20 protein-coding genes and 1 other annotated feature (1 of these 21 running past the window's edge) are annotated in these 22,107 nt (G+C 45.4%); of the genes, 4 read left to right on the plus strand and 16 right to left on the minus strand.

Annotation, left to right across the window (positions count from 1 at the left end; all coding sequences use genetic code 11):
- Positions 1-146: a binding site (T-box leader), on the minus strand; it reaches 79 nt to the left of the window's first position.
- Positions 147-320: 174 nt separating this feature from the next.
- From BMW45_RS25895 to BMW45_RS25940, 10 genes are all read right to left on the minus strand, one after another.
- The gene (locus BMW45_RS25895) at positions 321-1,043 is read right to left on the minus strand and encodes an ABC transporter ATP-binding protein (protein WP_166433476.1); all 723 of its coding nucleotides are present in this window, start codon (positions 1,041-1,043) and stop codon (positions 321-323) included.
- 3 nt (positions 1,044-1,046) lie between these two features.
- The gene (locus BMW45_RS25900) at positions 1,047-1,799 is read right to left on the minus strand and encodes an ABC transporter ATP-binding protein (RefSeq protein ID WP_092250684.1); all 753 of its coding nucleotides are present in this window, start codon (positions 1,797-1,799) and stop codon (positions 1,047-1,049) included.
- A 1-nt stretch (position 1,800) separates the two neighbouring features.
- The gene (locus BMW45_RS25905) at positions 1,801-2,745 is read right to left on the minus strand and encodes a branched-chain amino acid ABC transporter permease (protein ID WP_166433477.1); all 945 of its coding nucleotides are present in this window, start codon (positions 2,743-2,745) and stop codon (positions 1,801-1,803) included.
- Between the two features lie 17 nt (positions 2,746-2,762).
- A complete protein-coding gene (locus BMW45_RS25910; RefSeq protein ID WP_166433478.1) occupies positions 2,763-3,638 on the minus strand; it encodes a branched-chain amino acid ABC transporter permease in 876 nt (291 codons plus the stop codon).
- Positions 3,639-3,718: 80 nt separating this feature from the next.
- Complete coding sequence (locus BMW45_RS25915) at positions 3,719-4,978, minus strand: ABC transporter substrate-binding protein (RefSeq protein WP_092250693.1); 1,260 nt, start codon at positions 4,976-4,978, stop codon at positions 3,719-3,721.
- A 50-nt stretch (positions 4,979-5,028) separates the two neighbouring features.
- On the minus strand, positions 5,029-6,051 hold the full coding sequence (locus tag BMW45_RS25920; protein WP_092250696.1) for an alcohol dehydrogenase catalytic domain-containing protein: 1,023 nt from the start codon (positions 6,049-6,051) through the stop codon (positions 5,029-5,031).
- A 244-nt stretch (positions 6,052-6,295) separates the two neighbouring features.
- Positions 6,296-6,973, minus strand: coding sequence for a GntR family transcriptional regulator (locus tag BMW45_RS25925; protein WP_025233520.1), 678 nt, complete (start codon positions 6,971-6,973; stop codon positions 6,296-6,298).
- Positions 6,974-7,084: 111 nt separating this feature from the next.
- Positions 7,085-7,900 (minus strand): hypothetical protein, encoded by an 816-nt coding sequence (locus tag BMW45_RS25930; protein WP_092250699.1) that lies wholly within the window; start codon positions 7,898-7,900, stop codon positions 7,085-7,087.
- Positions 7,897-9,120 (minus strand): DUF5716 family protein, encoded by a 1,224-nt coding sequence (locus tag BMW45_RS25935; protein ID WP_092250702.1) that lies wholly within the window; start codon positions 9,118-9,120, stop codon positions 7,897-7,899. Before BMW45_RS25935 ends, BMW45_RS25930 begins: the two co-directional genes overlap by 4 nt.
- 16 nt (positions 9,121-9,136) lie before the next feature.
- Positions 9,137-12,709: a DUF5717 family protein gene (locus BMW45_RS25940; RefSeq protein ID WP_092250705.1), complete on the minus strand. Its 3,573-nt coding sequence runs from the start codon at positions 12,707-12,709 to the stop codon at positions 9,137-9,139.
- A 141-nt stretch (positions 12,710-12,850) separates the two neighbouring features.
- Between BMW45_RS25940 and BMW45_RS25945 the strand changes: the two genes are divergently transcribed.
- The 4 genes from BMW45_RS25945 (at position 12,851) to BMW45_RS25960 (ending at position 16,018) form a co-directional block, all read left to right on the plus strand.
- A complete protein-coding gene (locus tag BMW45_RS25945) occupies positions 12,851-14,005 on the plus strand; it encodes an NAD(P)-dependent malic enzyme (RefSeq protein ID WP_092250708.1) in 1,155 nt (384 codons plus the stop codon).
- Positions 14,006-14,137: 132 nt separating this feature from the next.
- Complete coding sequence (locus BMW45_RS25950) at positions 14,138-14,662, plus strand: DUF4364 family protein (protein ID WP_092250711.1); 525 nt, start codon at positions 14,138-14,140, stop codon at positions 14,660-14,662.
- 35 nt (positions 14,663-14,697) lie between these two features.
- Positions 14,698-15,012 carry a hypothetical protein gene (locus BMW45_RS25955; protein WP_092250714.1) on the plus strand — a complete coding sequence of 105 codons (315 nt, stop codon included), beginning with the start codon at positions 14,698-14,700 and terminating at the stop codon, positions 15,010-15,012.
- 43 nt (positions 15,013-15,055) lie between these two features.
- Positions 15,056-16,018 carry a GNAT family N-acetyltransferase gene (locus tag BMW45_RS25960; protein ID WP_092250717.1) on the plus strand — a complete coding sequence of 321 codons (963 nt, stop codon included), beginning with the start codon at positions 15,056-15,058 and terminating at the stop codon, positions 16,016-16,018.
- 43 nt (positions 16,019-16,061) lie between these two features.
- Here BMW45_RS25960 and BMW45_RS25965 read toward each other — a convergent pair whose 3' ends face one another.
- The 6 genes from BMW45_RS25965 to yihA form a co-directional block, all read right to left on the minus strand.
- Entirely contained in the window at positions 16,062-16,805 is a 744-nt protein-coding gene (locus BMW45_RS25965; protein ID WP_092250720.1) for an amino acid ABC transporter ATP-binding protein, read from the minus strand.
- Positions 16,806-17,600: an amino acid ABC transporter permease gene (locus tag BMW45_RS25970; RefSeq protein ID WP_207649192.1), complete on the minus strand. Its 795-nt coding sequence runs from the start codon at positions 17,598-17,600 to the stop codon at positions 16,806-16,808. It lies immediately after the preceding gene.
- 181 nt (positions 17,601-17,781) lie between these two features.
- Positions 17,782-18,663 (minus strand): transporter substrate-binding domain-containing protein, encoded by an 882-nt coding sequence (locus tag BMW45_RS25975; RefSeq protein WP_092250726.1) that lies wholly within the window; start codon positions 18,661-18,663, stop codon positions 17,782-17,784.
- Between the two features lie 133 nt (positions 18,664-18,796).
- Entirely contained in the window at positions 18,797-20,434 is a 1,638-nt protein-coding gene (locus tag BMW45_RS25980) for a transglutaminase domain-containing protein (protein ID WP_092250729.1), read from the minus strand.
- Positions 20,435-20,452: 18 nt separating this feature from the next.
- Complete coding sequence (locus BMW45_RS25985; protein ID WP_092250732.1) at positions 20,453-21,319, minus strand: hypothetical protein; 867 nt, start codon at positions 21,317-21,319, stop codon at positions 20,453-20,455.
- 116 nt (positions 21,320-21,435) lie between these two features.
- On the minus strand, positions 21,436-22,044 hold the full coding sequence (yihA, locus tag BMW45_RS25990) for a ribosome biogenesis GTP-binding protein YihA/YsxC (RefSeq protein ID WP_242883244.1): 609 nt from the start codon (positions 22,042-22,044) through the stop codon (positions 21,436-21,438).
- Positions 22,045-22,107: the final 63 nt, after the last annotated feature.

Genomic DNA, 22,107 nt, shown 5'->3' on the forward strand with positions numbered 1-22,107 from the left:
AAACGTGAAAGCCTACTGAATTACAAAATTTCAGCCTTCCGGTTCAGAAGCTACCTTCCGCATACACTACCTTAACCGTCTTTCAGCCGGTGAACGGTTTTCTCTTTCAGGGTTATAAGCGTACTCCTCTTCTTCTCTACCTTTTCCTTGTTCTTGCCCGTGCAATTTGGGCATACAGGTATACCCGCAGGGTGTTTTCTTGTTCCTGCCCATGTTTTTTGAGCATATAGGTATACCCGCAGGGTATTTCCTTATACCATGTAATGATAGTGTCTTTTTATAGTTTTGTCAAGTACAATACTCTTATGAATTTCAGAAATCTAATCTTCTCCCAGATATGCCTTTTTCACCTCTTCATTACTGGCAAGATTTTCGCAGGTATCTTCCATAACAATCTGGCCGTTCTGAACCACATATCCCCGGTCTGCAGTCTCTAATGCAATTTTAGAGTTCTGCTCTACAAACATAATCGTCATACCGGTATTACGGATCCGTACAATCGCTTCAAAAATCTCTCTGATCACCAACGGAGCCAGTCCAAGGGAAGGCTCGTCTAAGAGCAGCAGTTTCGGTTTTCCAAGCAGCGCTCTTCCGATTGCAAGCATCTGCTGCTCTCCACCGCTTAGTGTTCCGCCCAACTGCTCCATTCTTTCCCGCAGACGGGGAAACAATGTATAGATCTCTTCCAGTTCCTTTTTTACATTATCCATATCCTTACGGGTATAAGCACCAACCAGCAGATTTTCCCGGACCGTCAGCTTTGAAAAGATGTGGCGTCCCTCTAAAACCTGACAAAGTCCCAGGGCAGTAATCTTATTACCGGGCATCTTCTGGATGTTCTTTCCGTTAAAGATAATTTCACCTTTGACTCCGGAGGCATCCGTAAGTCCGGAAATCGTCCGCAGAGTCGTAGTCTTTCCGGCTCCATTGGCTCCGATCAGGGTTACGATCTCACCTTCATTAATATAGAGATTGACATCCTTTACCACATGGATATTCCCATATGAATAATTCAAATTCTTTACTTCAAGCAATGGCGCCATAGATTAATCCTCCCCTAAATAAGCTGCAATTACTTCCGGATTATTCTGAATCTGGACAGGCGTTCCCTCCGCCAGCTTCTTGCCGTAGTTAAGAACAAATATATAATCCGTAATTCCCATCATCAGTTTCATATCGTGCTCAATCATTAAAATTGTCACGCCCAGATTCTGGATCTTGCGCAGAATATCAAACAGCTCCTCTTTCTCCTTGGAGTTCATTCCTGCTGCCGGTTCATCTAGGAGCAGAAGCTTAGGATTGCTGGCCAGAGCACGGACAATCTCCAACAGACGCTGTTTCCCGTAGGATAAAGAACCGGACATCTCATAAGCATTAACCCGAAGCCCTACAAAATCCAGCCAGTCCAATGCCTTCTCAAGCACTTCCTTTTCTTCCTCCCTCTGACCCTTTGTTCCCAGTATGGCGGAAAAATATCCTGATTTCATCTTAGGGTGCAGCCCTACCATTACATTTTCCACAACTGTCATCTTCCGGAATAAATTGATAACCTGATAAGTTCTGGACATACCGATGTGATTGATCTCAAAGCATTTTTTCCCGTTAAGCTTCACACCATCAAATACAATCTCTCCCTCATTGGGTGTATAGACACCGCTGATCAGGTTAAAAAAGGTCGTCTTTCCAGCTCCGTTAGGTCCGATCAGGCCATTGATCGTGCCTTGTTTAATCGTAAGGGACACATTATTTACGGCTGTCAGCCCGCCAAAGCGCAAGGTAACATCTTTTACTGTCAGCATATCAGCTCACCACCCTTCTTTTATCAATCTGCTTTTTAATGATGCCATAGATTCCGCCCGGCATCAGCAGAATAACGGCTAACAACATAAATCCATAGATCAGCATCTGATACCGCTCAGCAAAACGAAGTCCTTCATTCAATAGGAGTACGGCTGCAGCTCCCATAATCGGTCCGCTTAAAGAAGCAGTGCCGCCAAAAAGAAGCATCGTTAAGAACATAACCGACTGTCTGTTGGAAAATGTCTCCGGACTGATAAAACGTACATAGTGTGCATACATGGAACCGGCAAAAGCCGTATAAAAAGCACTGGTAGCAAAGGCAATAATCTTGTACCGCTTCACATCAATTCCCATTCCGTCCGCAGCATGGGAATTTTCACGAATGGCTAAAAAGGCACGTCCTTCCTTGGATTTCACCAGCCGGTGTTTCATCAGTAAGAAGATACATACGCAAATAAGTGCAAAATAATAAAATCTGGCATTGGTATTAATCTTAAAACCTAATAAATTGATAGAATCGGTATAGAAGCCTGTAAAGTTACCTGTGATTCCTCCCGGTGACTGGGCGACCAACTGGTAAACAATCTCTCCGAATGCTACCGTTGCCAGTGAAAGAAAGTGAAAGACCAGCTTAGAGGCCGGATATGCAAGCAAAGCACCGATCAGTGTGGCAATCACAGCCGCAATCACCATGGTAAACAGAATAGGCAGATGCAGATACTTGTGGAGAAGCGCCGAACCGTAAGCTCCAATAGCGAAAAAGGCAGCATGCCCCATTGAAATCTGCCCGCAGTATCCAAACACCAGGTCAAGCCCGGAAATTGCAATTATATAAATCCCGATAAATCCGCAGATTAAAATTCCGTAATTAAAATTCCGAAACAGCAGCGGAACCAGCAGGAGCAGAATTGCAAGCAGTATTTTTGAAACTTGTTTTAATTTCATTCCCATTTCCCCCTTCTTTAGTCTGTCAGCGCCTGCTCATTGAAAAGACCCGTAGGCTTTATAAACAGAAACAAAAGCAGCACTGAATAGGATATAATATCCTTATAAGCAGAGGAGATGTACGCCGAAGTACAGGTCTCCACTAGTCCAAGCAGAATTCCTCCTACAATTGCGCCATACATATTTCCAAAACCGCCGATTACCGCACTGGAAAATCCTTTTCTTCCGATGATGGCTCCTAACATGGTATAAACGCCGTAAATAGGCCCAAGTAAAATTCCGCCTGTTGCCGCAACGCCGGCTGATAAGCCCCAGGTTACGCCGGTGCTGAAGGAAACATTGATTCCGCAGGCCCGCGCAGCTGTCGCATCCATGGCAGCCGCACGCATTGCCGTACCAAAGCGGGTATATTTCATAAATATATGTAATGCCACCATACATACCAGACTCATCAGGATACAAAAAAGTGCTTCCGGCTGTACTTTAACTCCAAGCACGCCTACCAGCGGAATCGGGAAAATCTGCGGAAATGACAGTGTCTGTGTTCCCCAGATTAACATTGCCGCATTTTGGATTATATAGGATATAGCGATGGTTGCAAGTACAATATAAACCGGTAAAACATGATTTTTAAGCAGTGTACGAATAATGGCCTTTTCCAGAAACAGGCCCAGAAAGAACATACACAATACCACACATACCAGAGAAATTACAAAAGGAAGCTTAAAAATTCCATAAAAGCTATAACCAAGAAACGCTCCCAAAGTCAGCATATCTCCCTGGGCAAAGCTCATAAGTCCGGACGCTTTATAAATCAGACTGTATCCCAGTGCAATAAGCCCGTACACACAGCCGATTACAAGCCCTGATATCACTACTTGTATTAACATCATTATCATCCTTCCTGATTAAAATGAATCGGCAAAAGAGCCCGGCACAAACCGGACTCTTACACCGGATTTATGTATCAATGTTACTTTCCTGCCTTAAATGCATCAAATCCGCCGTCGTCTACCCATTTATCCAGCACAGTATACTTCTCATCGGCAATTACATAGCTGTTGCAGGAATGCAATCCTTCGCCGTCTCCGCTGCTGTAATCAAAGGTGCCGCCAAGACCCTCTAATCCGCTTATGCTTTTAATGCCCGCCATAATAGCATCAGGATCGGTGCTTCCGGCATTCTTTATTCCCTCAGCTAAAACCTTTACCGCATCATATCCTCTCATGGCGCCTTCATGATATGGCAGAGCGCCGTATTTTTCATCGTACTTAACGATAAATTCCTTCATGTTAGGAATATCACATTCATCTACCGTTTTGTAGGAAATGTAAGGATAAGCAAAAATCCAGCCGTTGGCTGCAGAACCGGCTACTCTTAAGCTGTCTGCCTGGAACAGCTCTTTATTAAAGCACAGTCCTTCAAAACCAAACTGACGTAGCTGCTTTGCGATGATCGGCTGTACATTGGCATAGGTTGCTGCATAGATTGCATCCGGCTTTGTGTTGATAAGCTTTGCTGCCTGTCCGGAGAAATCTGTGTCTCCATCCACATATGTCTCTGTCGTAGTAACCGTTATTCCTACCGCTTCCGCCTCTGTTTTCATAGATCCGGCTGCCTTTTTGGAAGAATCATCCTGACCGGAGAAGATCGCCAGGGAATGAACGTCTAAATCTACCATGTTCTGAGCCAGGATCTTCATAACATAATCGCTGTTCAAAGATGATCTAACGATATAATCCCACCCATTCTCCATAAAGGACGGGCTTAAGCCGATTCCGATCGTTGGGATCTTTGCGTCATTTAATAGCGCGCCCTGAGCCATCTGGCAGGTACTGAGAAGCGGCCCAATTACCGCATCCACCTTGTCCACCTCTACCATCTTGTTGGCAATCTTAATAGCCTCTTCCGGTGAGCCCTGGTCATCGTAAGTTACCAGCTTGATCGTCTGTCCGTTTAAACCGCCTTCTGCATTCAGCTCTTCTACTGCCAGCATGATTCCGTTTAAGGTTGCCTGGGCTGCCTGGGCGTTCACGCCGGTTAAGGGCTGTGGGGAACCGAGAATAAACTCACCGCCTGTACCGGCAGCCTGGGCAGTCGTTTCAGCAGATGAGCCGGCTGCCGTCTGTGATGCTGCAGCGGTTGTGGTTTCAGTGAAGCTCTGCTGTGAGCATGCTGCCAGCGAACAAATCATAGCTGCCGAAAGAACTGCTGCACTAATCTTTTTGAACATAATAAATACCTCCCTAATAAGTATAAGTTTTTTTATAGTTTCTGCCTGACTCAGTCAAACAGGATAACCATCTTTCTTAAATCCGCCGGCGGCTGCTTCATATGTTCAAACACCTTACCGATTTCAGAAAACGGAATGTAATGGCTGACGATTCCATCGATCTGAAACTCCCCTGCGGTCATCTTTTCAATCGTCGGAACAAACTGCCCACAGGACATTCTGGTTCCAATGATCTCCAGCTCTCTTCCATTGATCATAGCTTGAGTGATATTCTCCGGCTCTGTGCAAAATCCCAATGGAACAATCCTTCCGCCGTTTGCAATAATCCCAGGCTTCATAACCTGAAAAAGAGAACCAGGGTAACAGGCCGAATCAAAGATAACATCTACTCCGGCTCCTTCCGTAATCTCCTGAACCCGTTTAACCAGGTCTTCATCTCTCGTGTTAATCACATAATCAGCACCATAGGAAAGCGCCCGTTCCAGCGAACTCTCGTTAATATCGGCACAAATTACCCGGCATCCTTTCGCCTTGCAGGTCTGGAGAATGATCGCACCAATCGTACCGCTTCCCAGCACGAGCACCAGATCCTCTTCCACGACTCGTCCTCTTTTTGTACAGTGTCCTCCTATGGCAAAGGGCTCCACAAGCGCTGCATCCTTAAACTCCATGGTATCCGGAATCAGGTATACCTCATGTTCAGGAACCACAAAATATTCCCGCCAGCCGCCGTCGATCACCGCACCTCTTGCCTTGACCGTCCGGCATACATTCCGCCTTCCGCTCTTGCACTGCGGGCACTCGCCGCACGCAACAACCAAATCCACTACCACCCGGTCGCCTTCCCGTACCTTTGTCACTCCGCTTCCGGTCTTTACAATCACTCCTGCATTCTCATGACCAGGAACTCTTGGAAATACTGCCTGAGGATTTTCTCCCAGGAACAGATGAATATCAGACCCACACACTCCTGCCGCCTTCATCTGCACCAACACTTCGCCCTCTCCCGGCTCCGGAATCGGAAGATCAATCACCTGATACTGAAAAGGCTCTGTAATAATTACCTGCTTCAAACTTTTCGTCTCCCTTCAATTTACAAGACATCCACCGCGTTGCATATATTAGTATTCTAATATATTAGTATATCTGTTTCTAAGGATAACATTTTTATAAACGACAGTCTATTTACTAAAATAACAAAATCTACAATTTCTTTTTGTATAATTTGTACATATTTCCATTTTTGGCAACAAAAAAAGCATAAAAATGCAGGATGCAAATTTTTATGCCCTAATCTTACTTTTACGACTAATCTTATTAATCTTTAAAATAATGAGGATAAACCTCTCTTACTTCCTTTTCCTCACCAATATACCTGGTTAAATGTTCTACTAAAATTGTACCCGCCAGTTGCCTATCCTTGGCCCTGATTGCATCAACAATCCTTCTGTGGTCGGAAACCACTTTCAAATCCTTTACCGCAAACAGCGCCATGCGCCTTAAACGGTCCGAATGAATGGAAAGTCCATTGCTGATATTATAAATCAAATCCTTTTTGCAGATACTGAACAGCATTTCATGAAACAGATCGTCAAAATGCAGCAATTCTCCCGACCAGCCCTGTGCAGCATAAAATTCCTGCAGCTTTAAGTTTTCTTCCAGCCGCACAATATCCTCCGGTGTTGCCATCTCACACGCCAGCTCCACAATTGCCTTCTCAAGCACCAGGCGCAAAAAACGTGCTTCATTTACCAGTTCCAAATCAATCAGTGCAATCCGGCTCCCCTTCTGGGGATAAATTTCAATAATCTTGCTTTTGCTGAGTTCCATGATGGCTTCTCTTACCGGAGTTCTGCTAACCCCAAGTTCTGCGGAAACCTCCATATCGTTCAGACTACTCCCCGGCTCTAAATCCAGGGAAATAATGTTGTCTTTAATAATCCGTAACGCATACTCCCTTGCGATCTCTCCTGACTTACGAGGTTTCACCTGCATTTTTAAACTCCTGTCTCTGTATATTTTTTCAATTTATTATAAAGTAATCATTCTTTAGACTAATATACTAGCATATTGAGCACCGTTTAGCAATCTGAAACAGAATCCGTTTTATGACATAATATTCCGGTATTCCTGTTTCCACTTCTGGATAAACTCACCGGCTCCCTGAAGCCGCTTGATCGGGTCTTTTTGAAACAGCTGTTCAAGTTCTTTTAAGCTGTCCGCCCCGGCCGCCAGCTCCTCCGCCTTTTCTTTTTCTATTTCGCATTCCTGCCTCATTTCATCTGTAATGAGAGACTGAAACCGTTCATTTAACACCAGGCCCGGATTCCATTGGGCCAGATGGCATATTCTTTTTAAAATCTCCGCATTTTTCACCAGATCAAAGGATTTCTGGTAGGCCTGGCAGGCTTTGTCCGTCATAAACAGCCTGGCATAAGCCGCTCCCAGATTATTATATATTTTAGCCCGGAAGGCATCATCTCCCCGGTTTCCCTTTGGAAGATCCAGGATCTTCCGGTATTCTGACTCAGCCTTTCCATATTGCTTTCTGGAAAATAAGTAATCCGCCTTTGCCTTTAAAAACTCCTGGACAGGCATCCGTCGGTAAGTGGACAGATTCTGCCGGAACCGTCCGACCTCAGAAGCAGTATAATAATCGCATTCGTGAAGGATCATGGCAAGAAGCTCATCCGTTTCCTCGTCGCTTTGCTGCCATTTTTCCAGTTTTGCAGCCAGAAACCCCATATCCAGATCCTCTCTGATAAACTGGATCAGGTTATTATCCACAAATTGATCCATGACCAAAAGAGGATTATTATAAATCACATAGCAAAGCTCCTGGGATGAAAACAGGCGGATTCCCAGGCCTTCAAAATAAAAAGGATGTTTAACCGGCTCCTGCCGGCAAAGAATCAAACTCATAGCATAACCTCTTGCCTTATCACGGCCTCTGTGGCCGGAAATATTTCACCAAAGCCCTTGTCTTTTAGTACTACTGCCATGGTTTTCGCATCCAAGAACCCAAAGCTGATCCCTATCCGGAGGGTTTTTTCCATACGTTTTGGAAATCCTTCCAGCGGAATCTTCACCAGCCGTTTCTGCTTTGGATCCATGGGCGTTACCATGAATTCTACGTAATCCTGATGATCCACGATTAAATCCACGCTGCTCTTTGCTTCATACCAGTTGTCCCCGGCTGCAGCTACTACCAGCTGGCTTTCCCGTTCCTTATGGAGCACCTTCATGGAAATGGTGGAATGAAGCCGCCCCTCACAAATGCAGGTAAATGGATAAGAGGTCTTATCCTGAAGATAATCCATTCCCTTAAAAGCCGCACCTCTGGCAAACAGCTCCGGTTCCATATACACCTTCCGTCGGGAGCAGAGTATCTTCATGGAATCTCCCGCCCAGTCATGGCGTTCAAAGCCCTTTCCCGTCAGAAAGACAGATGAAAATAATTTCTTCTGGAGAAGCCTGTCCGCGCAGGAGCTTAAGATTTTATCCGCCAACTTTCCTCCGGAAGGCGTATCTAAAATATCCAGATTAAAACTTTCTTCCAAAGCCTCATCCTCTGCAATCACCACCATCTTCCGAAGGCCTCTCTGTACCTTAAGCTCATGATAGTGAAAAGAGTCTTCTGATAAGTCAAACACACCTACCTGATTGCTCCAAACCTCTTTTTTCTGGCTGAGGGTATAGTATACAAAGCTTTCCGTATGGCTTATGATGTGCACACGATCTCTTGGAATCTCTAAGTAGTCCGCGCAGTACATAAGGGCATCCATCAGCTTTACATCCACCTTCTGCATGGTGATCACCAACTGTTTCACCTCATCGCAGAAAAACTCTTCCATGGGAAGCTTTAATATCTTTTTTAAAAACATCTTTAAAAGGTCAAGACCTTCGTATTTGGTTCCGCCCAGAGTGGCGGTTCCCTCTTTCCTAACCATTTTTATCAGCTTGTCTATTATAATGCCTTCGCCTACAAGAGTATAGGCATAAGCCTCTTCTCCTACAAACCAGGCATCTTCATCCTTTTTCCTGCAGATCACTGTAGGAAAGCACCATGTTTTTTCCCTGTCATGGCAGCATATGCGGGTATAGGCATCGCAAAGGTCAAGCCCTATTATCAGTCCGTCCATTGACAGCCCCCTTATCTTACATCAGTGGAAATAATTCTTCTGCAGCAGCATTCTTTTTTAAATACTCCTGCATCCGATTTTTGAGCCCGTTTTCATCCTTTAAGCTTAAGGACAGACTCATATCATTTAAACAGGCAAACTTGCTGTCCGAAGCCTTTCGGGAGACTCCGGTATCGCAGCTTACACTGCCTTCTTTTTTTAGAACCCACGCTTCCTCGATCAGCTCTCTCACCCGGTATTCCATGATCTCGCCTTCAAACAGTATCTTCTGCTTGACGAAAACTCCCTGGTACATCCGGGAAATATCCTCACTGTGAAACTCTTCTTCATCCGGAAGAATTCTGACCTGCAATTCCACTTTGGAATCCCGGTCCCCACAGTACTGGATCATGGCTTTATCCATAATATCTTCCGGCATAGGAATATATTTTGACAAATCCTTAAAATACGGAAACACAAGACCTTCTTCTAACAGGAAGGAAACCGTAGTCCGGCACAACATCTGCTGCTCTTCATCAAGCGCAGAAAGTTTCGAATAATACTTAGTTATGGCCAGCAAATAAATGGTGGGGAGACGGCCTTTTACAGATGCTGCCTTAACCGTTCCTTCTAAATAAGCGAAAACCTTTTCCTCCGGCTCCTTATCCTCCATAAAGTACTCTGTACATTTTATGGTAAAATAAGCCTTCACTATCATATCACCGGTTTCCTTGCGGCTCCGGTAAAGGCCAAACACCTTGTCAAGTTTAGAGCTGCATCCGGAAAACATCATCTGAGCCGTCAGGCGTTCTTCCAGATCATATGTTTCCACATGCTCGGAAACTCCCTTCATAAGCACCTGATACATCTGGCTCGTCAACCCGTTAAAATGCTCGCACAGGTAGTCAAGGATCACGCCGTCACTTTTTCCTTCCTTAAAAACATCATATGCCAGATGTAAAAGCAAAGGATCCTCGTCAAATAAGTTCTTAAGTATCATTTTCATACACAATTCATAAAGCCGCTCCGTCCTAGTTCCTTCGCTTCCGAATTCCCGGATCATTAAGAACGCCTCTTCCATGTGGTTGTTATGAATGAGCGTATCACAGACGTTTATCCGCTCTTCCTTGGAGAGGACCTTTTTATCCAGCTTAACCAGATACCCGGCTCCTTCATCTCCTTCCAGACCGTCAGAGGCCTGTCTGCCGTAAAACTCGATGACTTTGGAAAGGAGAAGCTTCTGATAAAGAGGCCGCAGGTTTTTATCCTCAAGCGTGCCTTCTAGAATCTTCACCTCTTCTATATCTGAGGCCCCGTCCGCCAGAATCCGTTCACATGCCCGGAGCCGGAGCATGGAATGCTCCGGATATAGTTCAAAGCAGCGCTCTTCCAGTTCCGGGCGGTCCATAACAGGTTCTTTCTCATAGGGAATGTTGGCATACCGGTTGCCAAAGGCATCCTGGAAAAGCAATATGCTGTGCTCTGAAAACAAGGGTACATAGGAGACACCATCATCGAGAAGGAATGCATCCTCCTCTGTCATTTCCTCATAGCACACAATGACATACTTCATCTTTTTATTGCTGCATTCCACCCGGTAGGACCGGAGTATGGAGGGCAGCACCTTTGCCATAGGAAGATCGATCACATCCTTTAATATCATCCGCTCATAAATTCCGGCCAGCTGCTTGTCAATCCGTGACTCAAACAGCTGCTCCGTAGCAAATTTCTCGATCGTCCGCTCATAGGCCTGATACAGAGGGTCAGTCGGTTCCAGATAAACCAGAACATTCTTATAAAGGATCGCCCTGCTATGGAGATCCAGTTCATTTCCTCCGTAGGAAAAATAAAGAAGCACTTCCTTTGGGAGTAGATAGCAGTAATTCCCCGGCAGAGCATACAAATAATATTCATACAGCCGCGTCAGGCTGATCCCTGCCTTTACCCCTTTTTCATACCAGGAAAAGGATTCCGCCATGCGGCATTCCCCTTTGATTAACAAGGCACAGATCGCCTCAAGCACCTCTTTTATGGGGTGCTCCTCATAAAGCTTAACTAACATCCGGTACTGCAGCCGGTTAAAATGCTTTGCCGTTAAGGTAAGTTTGGATACGGCCACAGCCAGCTTTTGATCTACGATCCCTTTTCCGGCGCAATGATAAAGGATCTGGAGTTCCATGGAACCCATGGCCCTTATGATCTCCGGTGAACTGTTCAGCACTTTGCAGCCCCATACGTAGAAAAACGGGCTTCTGACCCCCATTTGAAACTGCTTCTTCATCATGGCTAACAATGAAGGCAGATTCTCAAACAGCTTGTCATCCAGCTTTATAAGCAGCAAAAAAAGCCAGAAGAGCCTTCTATCTTCTTCCAGATATTTTTTCATGAGACGGATCAGGGATTCCTTCTGGTATTCGTCCGGCTGCACCTTTAACCGCAGGTACTGGTAATAGCAGTATAGCTCCCTTTTTTCCTGACGCACCTTAAGGACATCATCCCTGCATTCGTCAAGGAGCAACGCCGCTTTGGAAGGATTTCCCTGGCCAAGGAATATCTCAGCCCGAAGCAGTTTAAGGAGGCTGTTTTCACCCTTCATCAGTTCAATCTCATCAAGGGCTTTTTCCATCTCATCATATAGATTATTTATATCCTTCTGCCCGTACTCTTCTTCCAGGCGGAGCCGTAAAAACCGGCTCAAGGCTTCTTTTGCAAATGCATTTTCTGCGGATACCCCTCCTCCAGGGTTATTGACCGCCGTAACAGGGATGACAAAACGATCTTCAACTCCAGTTATGAGAATCCTTCCGGAATTCTCTCCCTGGTGCATGCGTTCCGGATGGACCAAAAAGGGGACCCTGCATTCCTCTTCTTCAAAGTCCTGCTCCCCAACGCTTTTCTTTGGCAGCTCTATAAAATCACAGTCCGTTGTAACTTCCAGGTTCACATAGCCCCAGTCGCTGCGCTTTATAATCACCCAGTCCGTTACAACTTCTTCCAGTTCTCCAAATCTCCGCTCCTCGGTTTCCGTCCATAACTGGACCGGCTCTTTTACCTTTAAAGCGGTCAGAAACTCTTCCAGTTCCTTTCTTCTGTCAGGTCTCCCCTTTAATCCATCGTAGATTGCCCTTACATGAAGGTCCTGCATAAAGGGAGCCGTGACAAAATCCCGGTACTCAAACAACCGAAGAGCCGTATCCATATCTTTTTTAGCCGTATCTGCAAAATCCTCTGCTGTCTTTAAATCACTCAGCGCTTTTCCTGACGTGCTCAGTTCCACGCAAAAAGAATAAGGGACTTCTCTCTCGCCGCCATTGGTAACCAGATAAAAAGAGCCCTTAATCACATCTCCATCTTCCAGGTAACTACTGTTTATCTCATAGACCAGATGGTTATATGTTCCGCCAAACGCTCCGCTTATGAGTCTGACACGGAAATTTGACGAATATGCAAGTCCTTTTATATGTAAATTATTCTCACTGGTAACGACAAGTTCCCGCCTGGTAGCTCCGCCGGAACGAACCACATCATCAATTTCCCACGGTGTCACCTTAATCTTTGGAATCTCTGAATCAATGATGCCCTTTGCCAGCCTGTTGATCCGTTCTCTCATAGTACCACCTGTATCTTTAATTTCCTTATCTTATTTAGCTATTTGATTTTAATTACTCTATATTCTAACATATTTTCTATTGATTTAAAACCCTAAAATTGGTATGATAAAATAAAACTGTGAAAAAAAGGACGAACGATCATGACAACCAACGAAAAAGCTTTATTACTGCATAAAGAATGGAAAGGAAAGCTGGAAATTATTTCCAAAGCAAAGGTAAAAAGCCGGGAGGATCTGGCCCTTGCCTATACTCCAGGCGTAGCGGAACCCTGCAAAGTTATTGCCGGGGATCCGGAAGCTGCCTACCTATACACAATCAAATCCAACACCATTGCTGTCGTTTCAGATGGAAGCGCTGTTCTTGGACTTGGCAACATCGGACCTCTGGCCGCCATGCCCGTTATGGAAGGAAAAGCGGTGCTCTTTAAGGAGTTTGGGGGAATCAATGCTATCCCGATCTGTCTGGATACCCAGGACACCGAAGAGATCATTAAGACCGTGGTGAATATTGCACCCGCTTTCGGCGGAATTAATCTGGAGGATATCTCCGCCCCCCGCTGTTTTGAAATCGAAGAACGGTTAAAAGAGCTTCTTGACATCCCCGTATTCCATGATGACCAGCACGGAACGGCGATCGTCGTTCTTGCCGGCATTATAAACGCCTTAAAAGTGACAGGAAAGAAAAAAGAGGAATGCAAAATTGTTGTAAACGGTGCAGGCTCCGCCGGTATCGCCATTACAAAACTCCTTCTGTCCTACGGATTTCTTCATATCACCATGTGTGACCGTGCAGGAATCCTGGCAAAGGGCATTGAAGGCTTAAACTGGATGCAGGAAAAGATGATGGATGTGACGAATCTGGAAGGAACCCATGGTTCTTTGGCAGATGCCATGAAAGGCAGTGATATTTTCGTAGGAGTATCCGCTCCTGGAATCGTAACGGAAGAAATGGTCGCTTCCATGAATCCTGACGCCATTCTGTTTGCCATGGCAAACCCGGTTCCTGAGATCATGCCTGATCTTGCCAAAGCAGCCGGCGCAAAAGTAGTTGGAACCGGAAGGTCTGATTTCCCCAACCAGGTCAATAATGTAGTTGTGTTCCCCGGCATCTTTAAAGGTGCATTGGAGGGAAGGGCAACCGCTATTACGGAAGATATGAAGCTTGCTGCCGCAACCGCTATTGCTGGCCTTGTAGCGCCTTCAGAACTGAACGAAAACAATATCCTGCCCGAGGCCTTTGACCCTCGTGTTGCATCTGTCGTGAGCCAGGCCGTCAAAGAATATATCCGGCAGTAAAAAATATGAAGGATCTGGTTGAAAGCGGCTTTCACAATCCTAGAATTTACGGCGCAGCAAGCGCGACAATGGAGGTATCCCCTTACAGGGATACCAAAATGCCCAAAAAGCGCGGGCAGGAAAGAGGTAACTATGCTGTCAGAACCTATGACCCTGTACAAACTAATGATTTTATACATGCTTAAACAGGTTAATTTCCCCCTGACAAGCGCACAACTGTCAAACTTTTTTCTGGAGCATGAATATACCACATATTTTACGCTCAATCAGGCATTGAATGAACTGCTGGAGGCCAGACTGCTTCATGTGGAAACAAACCATAACAGCAGCCGGTACGAGATCACCAGGGAAGGGGAAGAAACCCTTTCCTTTTTCGGCAGCAAGATTTCACCGGCTATCATCAATGATATGGATGAATATTTAAAAGAGAACAAGTTCCGTCTCCGCAACGAGGTGGGTGTAACCGCTGATTTCTATAAATCCACCAGCCATGACTACGTCGTCCACTGTCAGGTCCGGGAAGGAAAAAACTGCCTGATAAACCTGGAACTGTCTGTTCCGGATAAGGACCAGGCGGAAATCATGTGTGACCACTGGAAATCTAAGAGTCAGGAAATATATGCATTTGCCATGAAAGCACTGATGAGCGGCTCTTAACATTTCATCTAGCAGAAACATAAGGGGGATTTATTTTGAGTAAAATTCAGACAAAGAAAACATTATTTCCGAAGATAAATGAACAATATCAGTTACATTTGAAACAATTAGAGAAAAAAAAGTTCCATTTCAAGGTAAGGTTGATTTTAACCGTCATCCTGCCCGTTTTTATTTTTGTGGTTTTTATCAAAGCAGCAAATACCTTTATCAGGATCAAAATACGAAATCTTTTTTCCAAGCCGGTTCATAAGTGTATACCCGAGAAACAGGAAGTGCCGGTCCCCATCCAGGGAGAGCCGGTTAAAAAGGAAGCGATTCAACCACAGCGTGTTTCCGATGAGCCCAAGTGAAATTGGCTCATTATCCATAAACGAAAAGAGGAGTAATGAAACGATGATTATAGTCGATTTTGCCAGGGAGCATATCAGCAAGGCAAATGCACTGGCACTGGCCTGCTACAAAGAAGAACTTTGTCAGGTGCCGGCTCTGCCATATGTTGATGCCTTCCCTGATTTAACCTGCTTTTCCGATAACGGTATGGGTGTTGCAGCGTTTGAAGATGATGAAATGGTTGGATTTTTATGCGGCATCAAGCCTTTTGACAATGCGTTTCACTCTACTGACGTTAAGGGTGTGTTTTCACCTATGTGTGCCAATGCGGCGACCCTTAAGAACAGAGCAAATATTTATGCGGCCATGTATCAGGATGCTGCCCGCAAATGGGTGCGTGCAGGCGCAGTCAGTCATGGTATTTGCTTATATGCACATGACGAAATTGTTCAAAACCAGCTTTTTAAATACGGTTTTGGTCTTCGCTGCGTTGATTCAATCCGCCCTATGGAGCCATTTGATTGCAGGACCAGTGAAGGATACGAGTTCATAGAACTTCAACCAAGCGAGTACGCTTTGGCATATCCGCTTGAACTCATGTTAAACAAACATTTTAACAATAGTCCGACTTTCATGAACCGTGAACAGGAAACATTGGAAGCCTTTTGTGAAACGTGCATAAAAAATCATGAACGGTGTTTTGTGTCTCTATACCAGGGCAAAATATGCGCTTATTTAAAAATTTCAGAATCTGGCGAAACCTTTATAACGGAACATCCGAATTACCGCCATATTAACAGTGCGTTCTGTCTTAAAGAGCATCGAGGCAAAGGATTATATCAAAGCCTGCTGAATGAGGTGATAAAAACCTTGAAGGCAGAGGGTTACACTCACCTGGGTGTAGACTTTGAGAGCATCAATCCAACGGCATATAGTTTCTGGTCAAAATATTTTACAGCTTATACCCATGGTGTTGTGCGCCGTATCGATGAAAGGATTTTGTCAGAGAATTCTCACTTAAATTAATAAAAAAGCTGATTCAGTTTTATCATCCTGAATCAGCTTTTTCTTATCCCTGCATAAACCGGTTTAAAAACTCTTTTGTTGAATTTTTCTTTGGATTCCCAAAAATATCAGCCGGAGCGCCTTCTTCTTCAATGACGCCACCTGCCATATAAACCACACGGCTGGACACATCCCTGGCAAATGCCATTTCATGAGTTACGATGATCATGGTAAGGCCTTCCTTTGCCAAAGTTCTCATAACTGCCAGTACTTCCCCTACCATCTGGGGATCCAGTGCGGAGGTTGGCTCGTCAAACAGCAGGATCTCCGGTTCCATTGCCAAGGCTCTTGCAATGGCCACCCTCTGCTTCTGCCCGCCGGAAAGCTGCTTTGGCTTTGCATTGATGTAAGGAGCCATACCTACCTTCTCCAGATACATCATCGCCTTCTTTCTGGCTTCTACCTTATCTTTTTTTAAGACCTTTACCTGGCCTACCAGACAGTTTTCCAAAACAGTCATGTTATTGAATAAATTAAAACTCTGGAATACCATACCTACTTTCGTACGATAGGAAGGAACGTTCATCTTCCGGTCCGTAATGTCTACATCATGGTACATGATTTCGCCGGTAGTAGGAGTTTCCAGCAGATTGATGCAGCGCAGCAGCGTTGACTTTCCGGAACCGGAGGCTCCGATAATACAGGTCACATCTCCGGCATTGACAGAGAAATCAATGTCCCGCAGCACTACATTCGTCCCAAAGGTCTTGCTCAAATGATGAATCTCTAAAACTTTTCCGCCTGCCATTTATTTATCCTCCTTCTCTTTAGGATCTGGGAATTTAACCATGCCGCTGGTATAAGCCAGGGTATCCGTGGTCGCCAGATCGTAGCTGTCCGGACCATCCATCTTCTTCTCCCAGTAGCGAAGGATTCTGGAACAGGTAAAGGTCAAGATGAAATAAATGATCATGGTGATGCCAAATGCTTCAAAATAGGTATAATATGCGCCTGCAACGCCCTTTGTGGCATAAAACAGCTCCACAACGCCGATCACAGAAAGCACGCAGGTATCCTTAATGTTGATGATTAAGTTATTGCCGATCTGAGGCATGATATTGCGCAGTGCCTGGGGCATGATAACATTGACCATCGTCTGAAAATGGGTCATGCCGATGGCCTTGGCTCCCTCAGTCTGTCCCTGGTCAATGGAAAGGATTCCTCCTCTCACGGTCTCAGCCATATAAGCCCCCGTATTAATGGACACGATGAAATAAGCAGCAAAAGCGGTGGACATGTTAATGCCAAACAATACGGAAGAACCGTAAAATATAAACATGGCCTGAACCATCATGGGCGTTCCGCGGAATACCTCTACATAAACATTTGAAATGAATTTTACTAACTTTAACAAAAACCTTTTTATTGGATTGTCACTTTTTATAACCGGAATCGTCTGGATAATTCCTACGGCAAAACCAATGATGCAGCCGATGAATGTGCCGACAATGGCGATTGCCATAGTCTTTCCCGCACCATTTAAAAAGGACGGGCCATAATGCTGCAGTATAAATACTATTCTTCCAAAAAAATCTGATGGCAAAGACATATACTACCTTCTCCTTCTCGTACTTCGTCGAAACAGAACAAGCGGCACGAAATTAGAACACTCTTCTCCCGTGCCTGCAAGCCCTGATTCTATTTTATTCCTGCAAGCGATGAGCCAGGTGCAGGAATGTTTACATTCCTGAATCCTAACTATGCCTTAAGGTATTTTACCTGGATTACTTTGATAATGGCTGAACGGAAATTGCTTCTTCCATCATCTTGTTAAAATCGTCCTTGCTCATTTTGGCAAGTACTCCGTTTATGGCATCCTTTAATTCCGTATTGCCCTTTTTCAAAGAAATACCGATGTTCACGTCTTCATCAGAAACCTTAAAATCGCCCTCTGTTCCGGTGAAATCAAGGAGCTTGAAGTCAGGATAAGCAACCAGCGCTGCCTGTCCGGTAGGCTTGTCTGTCACTACCAGGTCACATCTTCCGGAGCTTAAAGATACCAGCATGGCCGGTGCGGATTCCTGGGCAGGCTGAATGTCTGCACTTGGAATCTGAGGCAGACAGTTGTCATACCAGATTGTATTTAGCTGGGAAGTGCAAGTTGCTCCGGAAAAATCGGAAACACTCTTTGCATTCTCATACTTGCCTCCGGCTTTCACCAGGGTCACAATGGTCGCATAATAGTAAGGATCTGTAAAATCAACAGACTGCATACGCTCTGCTGTAATGGACTGACCGGCGATAACACAGTCAACCTTTCCGGACTGAACGGCAGGAACAAGGGAATCCCAGTCCAGCTTAACGATCTCCAGTCCATAGCCCAGTTCCTCTGCTATCTTTTTTGCCATCATGACGTCATAGCCATAAGCAAAATCAGAGCTTCCGGAAATAGGAACGGCTCCGCCTGCATCTGTCGGCTGAGTCCAGTTATATGGTGCGTAGCTGCACTCCATGGCAACCTTTAATACCTTGTTATCTCCTGTTTCCTTGCCGGCTGCCGCAGACGTACCTGTACCGGCATTACCGCTTCCGCAGGCAGTCATAAAGGACGCTGCCAGGGTCGCTGCCATAAGAGTTGATACGATTTTTCTCATTGACTTTTTCATAACTTTTTTCTCCTCTTCCAACCAAATTAATTTCTATACAATAAATAGATTCATTATAAAAAGATTTTCACTCCTTGTCAAGACTATTCGCGGGTTCTGAGATTATTCGATGTTTTATAAAACACCGGGCATACTACCGACTGCGCTCCTGCGGACCGGATGCCGGAACCGGCACAAATGCGCAGCCTCCATACGAAACAGGTCGATGAGTAATCTCCATCTGGCTGTCATCAGCCAGAAAATACGTCTCGTCAACCACTCCGTCCTTATTCATCCACACCGTATCGACATGATACCAGTTGCCATCGATTCGCACCATATTCCATACATGAGCGCCATCAACAGTTTCCCCGACAATACAAATACAGTCCACGCCCGCTTCTCTGGAAAGCAGCGCAAAGGCGGCGGAAAGTCCCTCGTAATTGGCCCTGCCCTCCACTAGCGCACCATATGCGGTGGCCCATTCCGGATCAGGAACCGCGACCCTGATAGCAACGCCGTTGCTGTCCTGAAATTCTGTCTGTGGCATTTCGCCACTGTATGGCGTCACATGTTCCACCAGGTACTGTGCAAGGTAATAACATTTTTCCCGATCGGTTAAGTCTGGCGGCATACCCGAGACAAGTTCAGCTGCTGCGTCCCAGGTCTCAAAATATTGGGGATTTGTATCGCTGATGATCCTGCCTGCATATACGTTCCGAACTGGACCAGCATCGTCGGTGGCATAACGCCAGGGCTGCCTGTTTTTCTGATAGTAAGTTACGGCCCCGTACAGTGAGAGCACTCGCTGGTATCCCTCTGCTGTGAGCGGTTCGGGGAGATAAAAGCTATGGGTGCTTTCCTCGCCTCGCGCCACAGCCACGCTATAATATTCACCATACAACAAATCGAAAGCCTTCTGCTCATCGGTCGTCAGCAGATCATAACCGTAAATCTCAGTACACCTTCTGACAATCAGATCTCCATACAGCCATGAACCGTCAGGCAAACTGGCAGAGGATAAACCGGACGGACCGGTCAATGTGGTTCCGGCAGCATTGGTGACTGACACCACCGTATTGGTACCGGGCAGATACTCCACACAGTATTCGGTCTGCATCAGAGTATCAGACTGAAGGTTACGCTTTACACAACGGAGTGTCCCCACATCGGAAGAGAAATAGTAGTATTCCTTATCCGGAACAATCACATAATCATTTGTGTTGTCGAGCGGACGGTCCGTGGGAAGGAATTTCCCCTTGTATATAAGGGGTTTACCTGAACGCAACAGAGAGAGATCGCTGTAGAGTGAAATTGTCTCACGCGGCGCAGAACTGAAAAAGAGGCATTGTACTACAAACGTGATTTCTATTGCCAGCAGTACATAGAAAAACACACGTATCTTCCAACCCGTGGATTTATGCTCTATGTACCGCTCATATTGCATGAGGTATGTCTTGCGGCGTTCTTCTGCAGCCAGCAAGTCTGAAACGCGCAGCAGCTCCCTTTTTTCCCGTATGGGACCTATAATCGAGGCGATTATGTATAGCAGTAGACAGATTACCGGGGGCAGAAGCAGAAATATAATAGAAGCGAAATTGCCATAAAACTCTGCATGCAGCTGTGCTGAAACAGGTTCCTCACCAAAAGAAAACAAAAGTCTGCAGACAGGTTTGGCGAGCGGCATCAGTGCATAGCACACTGCACTGGACATAAGCGGCAGCAACCAGAACTTCTTCCCTTTTTTTGATTCTGAACCGGCGACTTTGGACCGGGTGTATCGAATCTCCATATATATCCATCCTTAAAATCATTCGTTTACAATTTGTAGTATTACTTTGCTGCCCGGCAAGTATTTGATCACGAAAGGGTAGATTCCGTCATCATAGACCGTCGCCTTATATTGCAAACGGCTCATGACATAATATTCTTCTTCGGCGTCAAGATAGATAAGAACCGTGTCACGACCCAAGAAGTCTTTTCCATTTTTATAATAATAGACCGGGTAATCGTCAGCGTAATAATCCCATCCGTATTCGTCATGGAGCACCCGCCGCAATTCAGACGCCACATCCTCCCGGTCTGTTTCATGGATGATCTGTCCGTATGCCATTGCTATCACATCCTCCTCGGTAACCGTTCGGGTAAGGTATCCACCATCCCTTACCCTTGGAAGGTCTTTTGCCAAGGAAATAAATTGCACAGCCACAAATGCAGAAACAAGAGTGATTGTTATGAAAAAGACAATGCGGTAAGCCGGTTCGACTCTCCGTTCGAACAGCCTACACGGCAGGGCTACCCAGGTATGCCATTGGAATATCAGTCCAAGAATGAAGAGAGCGTTGATAACATTCGGCAGAAGCACCGCAAAATAGTTGTAATACAAAAAGCGTTGCGACAGAAACGCAAAAAGGTCGAGAAACTTCAGCGGAAACACGGGCTGAATCAAAAAGTTGAAAGCCAGCATGATCACAGTTGTTCGGACTATACGACGGTAGGACTTATGGCCCACGAGTCCGTCCAGGATGCAGCTTAAGTAGAATCGGCGGCGCAATGGTGTTATCTGCGCCCTGTTTTCAATAAAAAATTGCATTGCGTCTTCAAATTCTCCGCGGGACATAAGCCATGAGAGCCTATCCTGTGCATCGTCAAGCATACCTTGCGATTCATAATTCATGCGTAATGTCCTCCGGTGATCTTGATATAGTCTGTCCCTTACTGTTTTTTCTACCCTATCTTAAAAATTAAAATTTGTCAATGGATCGCCTCAATACAGAAGCATTAATCCATAGGTTATTTATGCTGATCAACTGCTCCCTCATTTACGGATTCTGAAATGATGTCCCATATTTCTTCCCTGCCCTGCTTGGTCTCGGCGGAAAAGGGAATCACCGTTACTTCGCTTCCGATCCCAAGCCCCGTGCGAAGGACTTTTAACGCTTTTTGCACCTGGCTTCTCTTGATCTTGTCCAGCTTGGTCGCAATGATGATCGGATGATAGCCATTGTGCACGACCCAATTATACATGGTCTTATCATTCTCCGATGGCTCGTGGCGGATATCGATGAGCAAAAACACACATCGGAGCATGGAGGACTTATGAAGATAGTTTTCTATCATCTTCCCCCACTTCGCCTTCACTTCCAGAGATACCTTAGCATAGCCGTAGCCTGGAAGATCCACATAGTACAAAGCATCATTGATGTTATAAAAATTAATGGTCTGGGTCTTCCCCGGCTGGGACGAGGTTCTGGCAAAGGATTTGCGGTTCATCAGGGCATTTATGAGAGAAGATTTTCCCACATTGGATTTGCCCACAAAGGCAAACTCCGGCTTTGTATTCTCCGGAAGCGTACTGGTTATCCCGCACACAGTCTCCAGCTCTACTGATTTAATGATCATATGGTTTCCTCTTTCCTGCCCATGTTCTTTGGGCATAAAGGTATACCCGAAGGGTATTTCCTC

Origin of the sequence: Lacrimispora sphenoides, assembly GCF_900105215.1 — a bacterium.
Taxonomy (GTDB): domain Bacteria; phylum Bacillota; class Clostridia; order Lachnospirales; family Lachnospiraceae; genus Lacrimispora; species Lacrimispora sphenoides_A.

Coding starts and splice junctions, on each gene's coding strand:
- BMW45_RS25905 (WP_166433477.1), bottom strand. CDS start 2,745: ATGAAATTAAAACAAGTTTCAAAAATACTGCTTGCAATTCTGCTCCTG.
- BMW45_RS25950 (WP_092250711.1), top strand. CDS start 14,138: ATGCTGTCAGAACCTATGACCCTGTACAAACTAATGATTTTATACATG.
- BMW45_RS25915 (WP_092250693.1), bottom strand. CDS start 4,978: ATGTTCAAAAAGATTAGTGCAGCAGTTCTTTCGGCAGCTATGATTTGT.
- yihA (WP_242883244.1), bottom strand. CDS start 22,044: ATGATCATTAAATCAGTAGAGCTGGAGACTGTGTGCGGGATAACCAGT.
- BMW45_RS25935 (WP_092250702.1), bottom strand. CDS start 9,120: ATGGACGGACTGATAATAGGGCTTGACCTTTGCGATGCCTATACCCGC.
- BMW45_RS25960 (WP_092250717.1), top strand. CDS start 15,056: ATGATTATAGTCGATTTTGCCAGGGAGCATATCAGCAAGGCAAATGCA.
- BMW45_RS25940 (WP_092250705.1), bottom strand. CDS start 12,709: ATGAGAGAACGGATCAACAGGCTGGCAAAGGGCATCATTGATTCAGAG.
- BMW45_RS25945 (WP_092250708.1), top strand. CDS start 12,851: ATGACAACCAACGAAAAAGCTTTATTACTGCATAAAGAATGGAAAGGA.
- BMW45_RS25930 (WP_092250699.1), bottom strand. CDS start 7,900: ATGAGTTTGATTCTTTGCCGGCAGGAGCCGGTTAAACATCCTTTTTAT.
- BMW45_RS25975 (WP_092250726.1), bottom strand. CDS start 18,663: ATGAAAAAGTCAATGAGAAAAATCGTATCAACTCTTATGGCAGCGACC.
- BMW45_RS25895 (WP_166433476.1), bottom strand. CDS start 1,043: ATGGCGCCATTGCTTGAAGTAAAGAATTTGAATTATTCATATGGGAAT.
- BMW45_RS25965 (WP_092250720.1), bottom strand. CDS start 16,805: ATGGCAGGCGGAAAAGTTTTAGAGATTCATCATTTGAGCAAGACCTTT.
- BMW45_RS25985 (WP_092250732.1), bottom strand. CDS start 21,319: ATGAATTATGAATCGCAAGGTATGCTTGACGATGCACAGGATAGGCTC.
- BMW45_RS25925 (WP_025233520.1), bottom strand. CDS start 6,973: ATGCAGGTGAAACCTCGTAAGTCAGGAGAGATCGCAAGGGAGTATGCG.
- BMW45_RS25910 (WP_166433478.1), bottom strand. CDS start 3,638: ATGATGTTAATACAAGTAGTGATATCAGGGCTTGTAATCGGCTGTGTG.
- BMW45_RS25980 (WP_092250729.1), bottom strand. CDS start 20,434: ATGGAGATTCGATACACCCGGTCCAAAGTCGCCGGTTCAGAATCAAAA.
- BMW45_RS25900 (WP_092250684.1), bottom strand. CDS start 1,799: ATGCTGACAGTAAAAGATGTTACCTTGCGCTTTGGCGGGCTGACAGCC.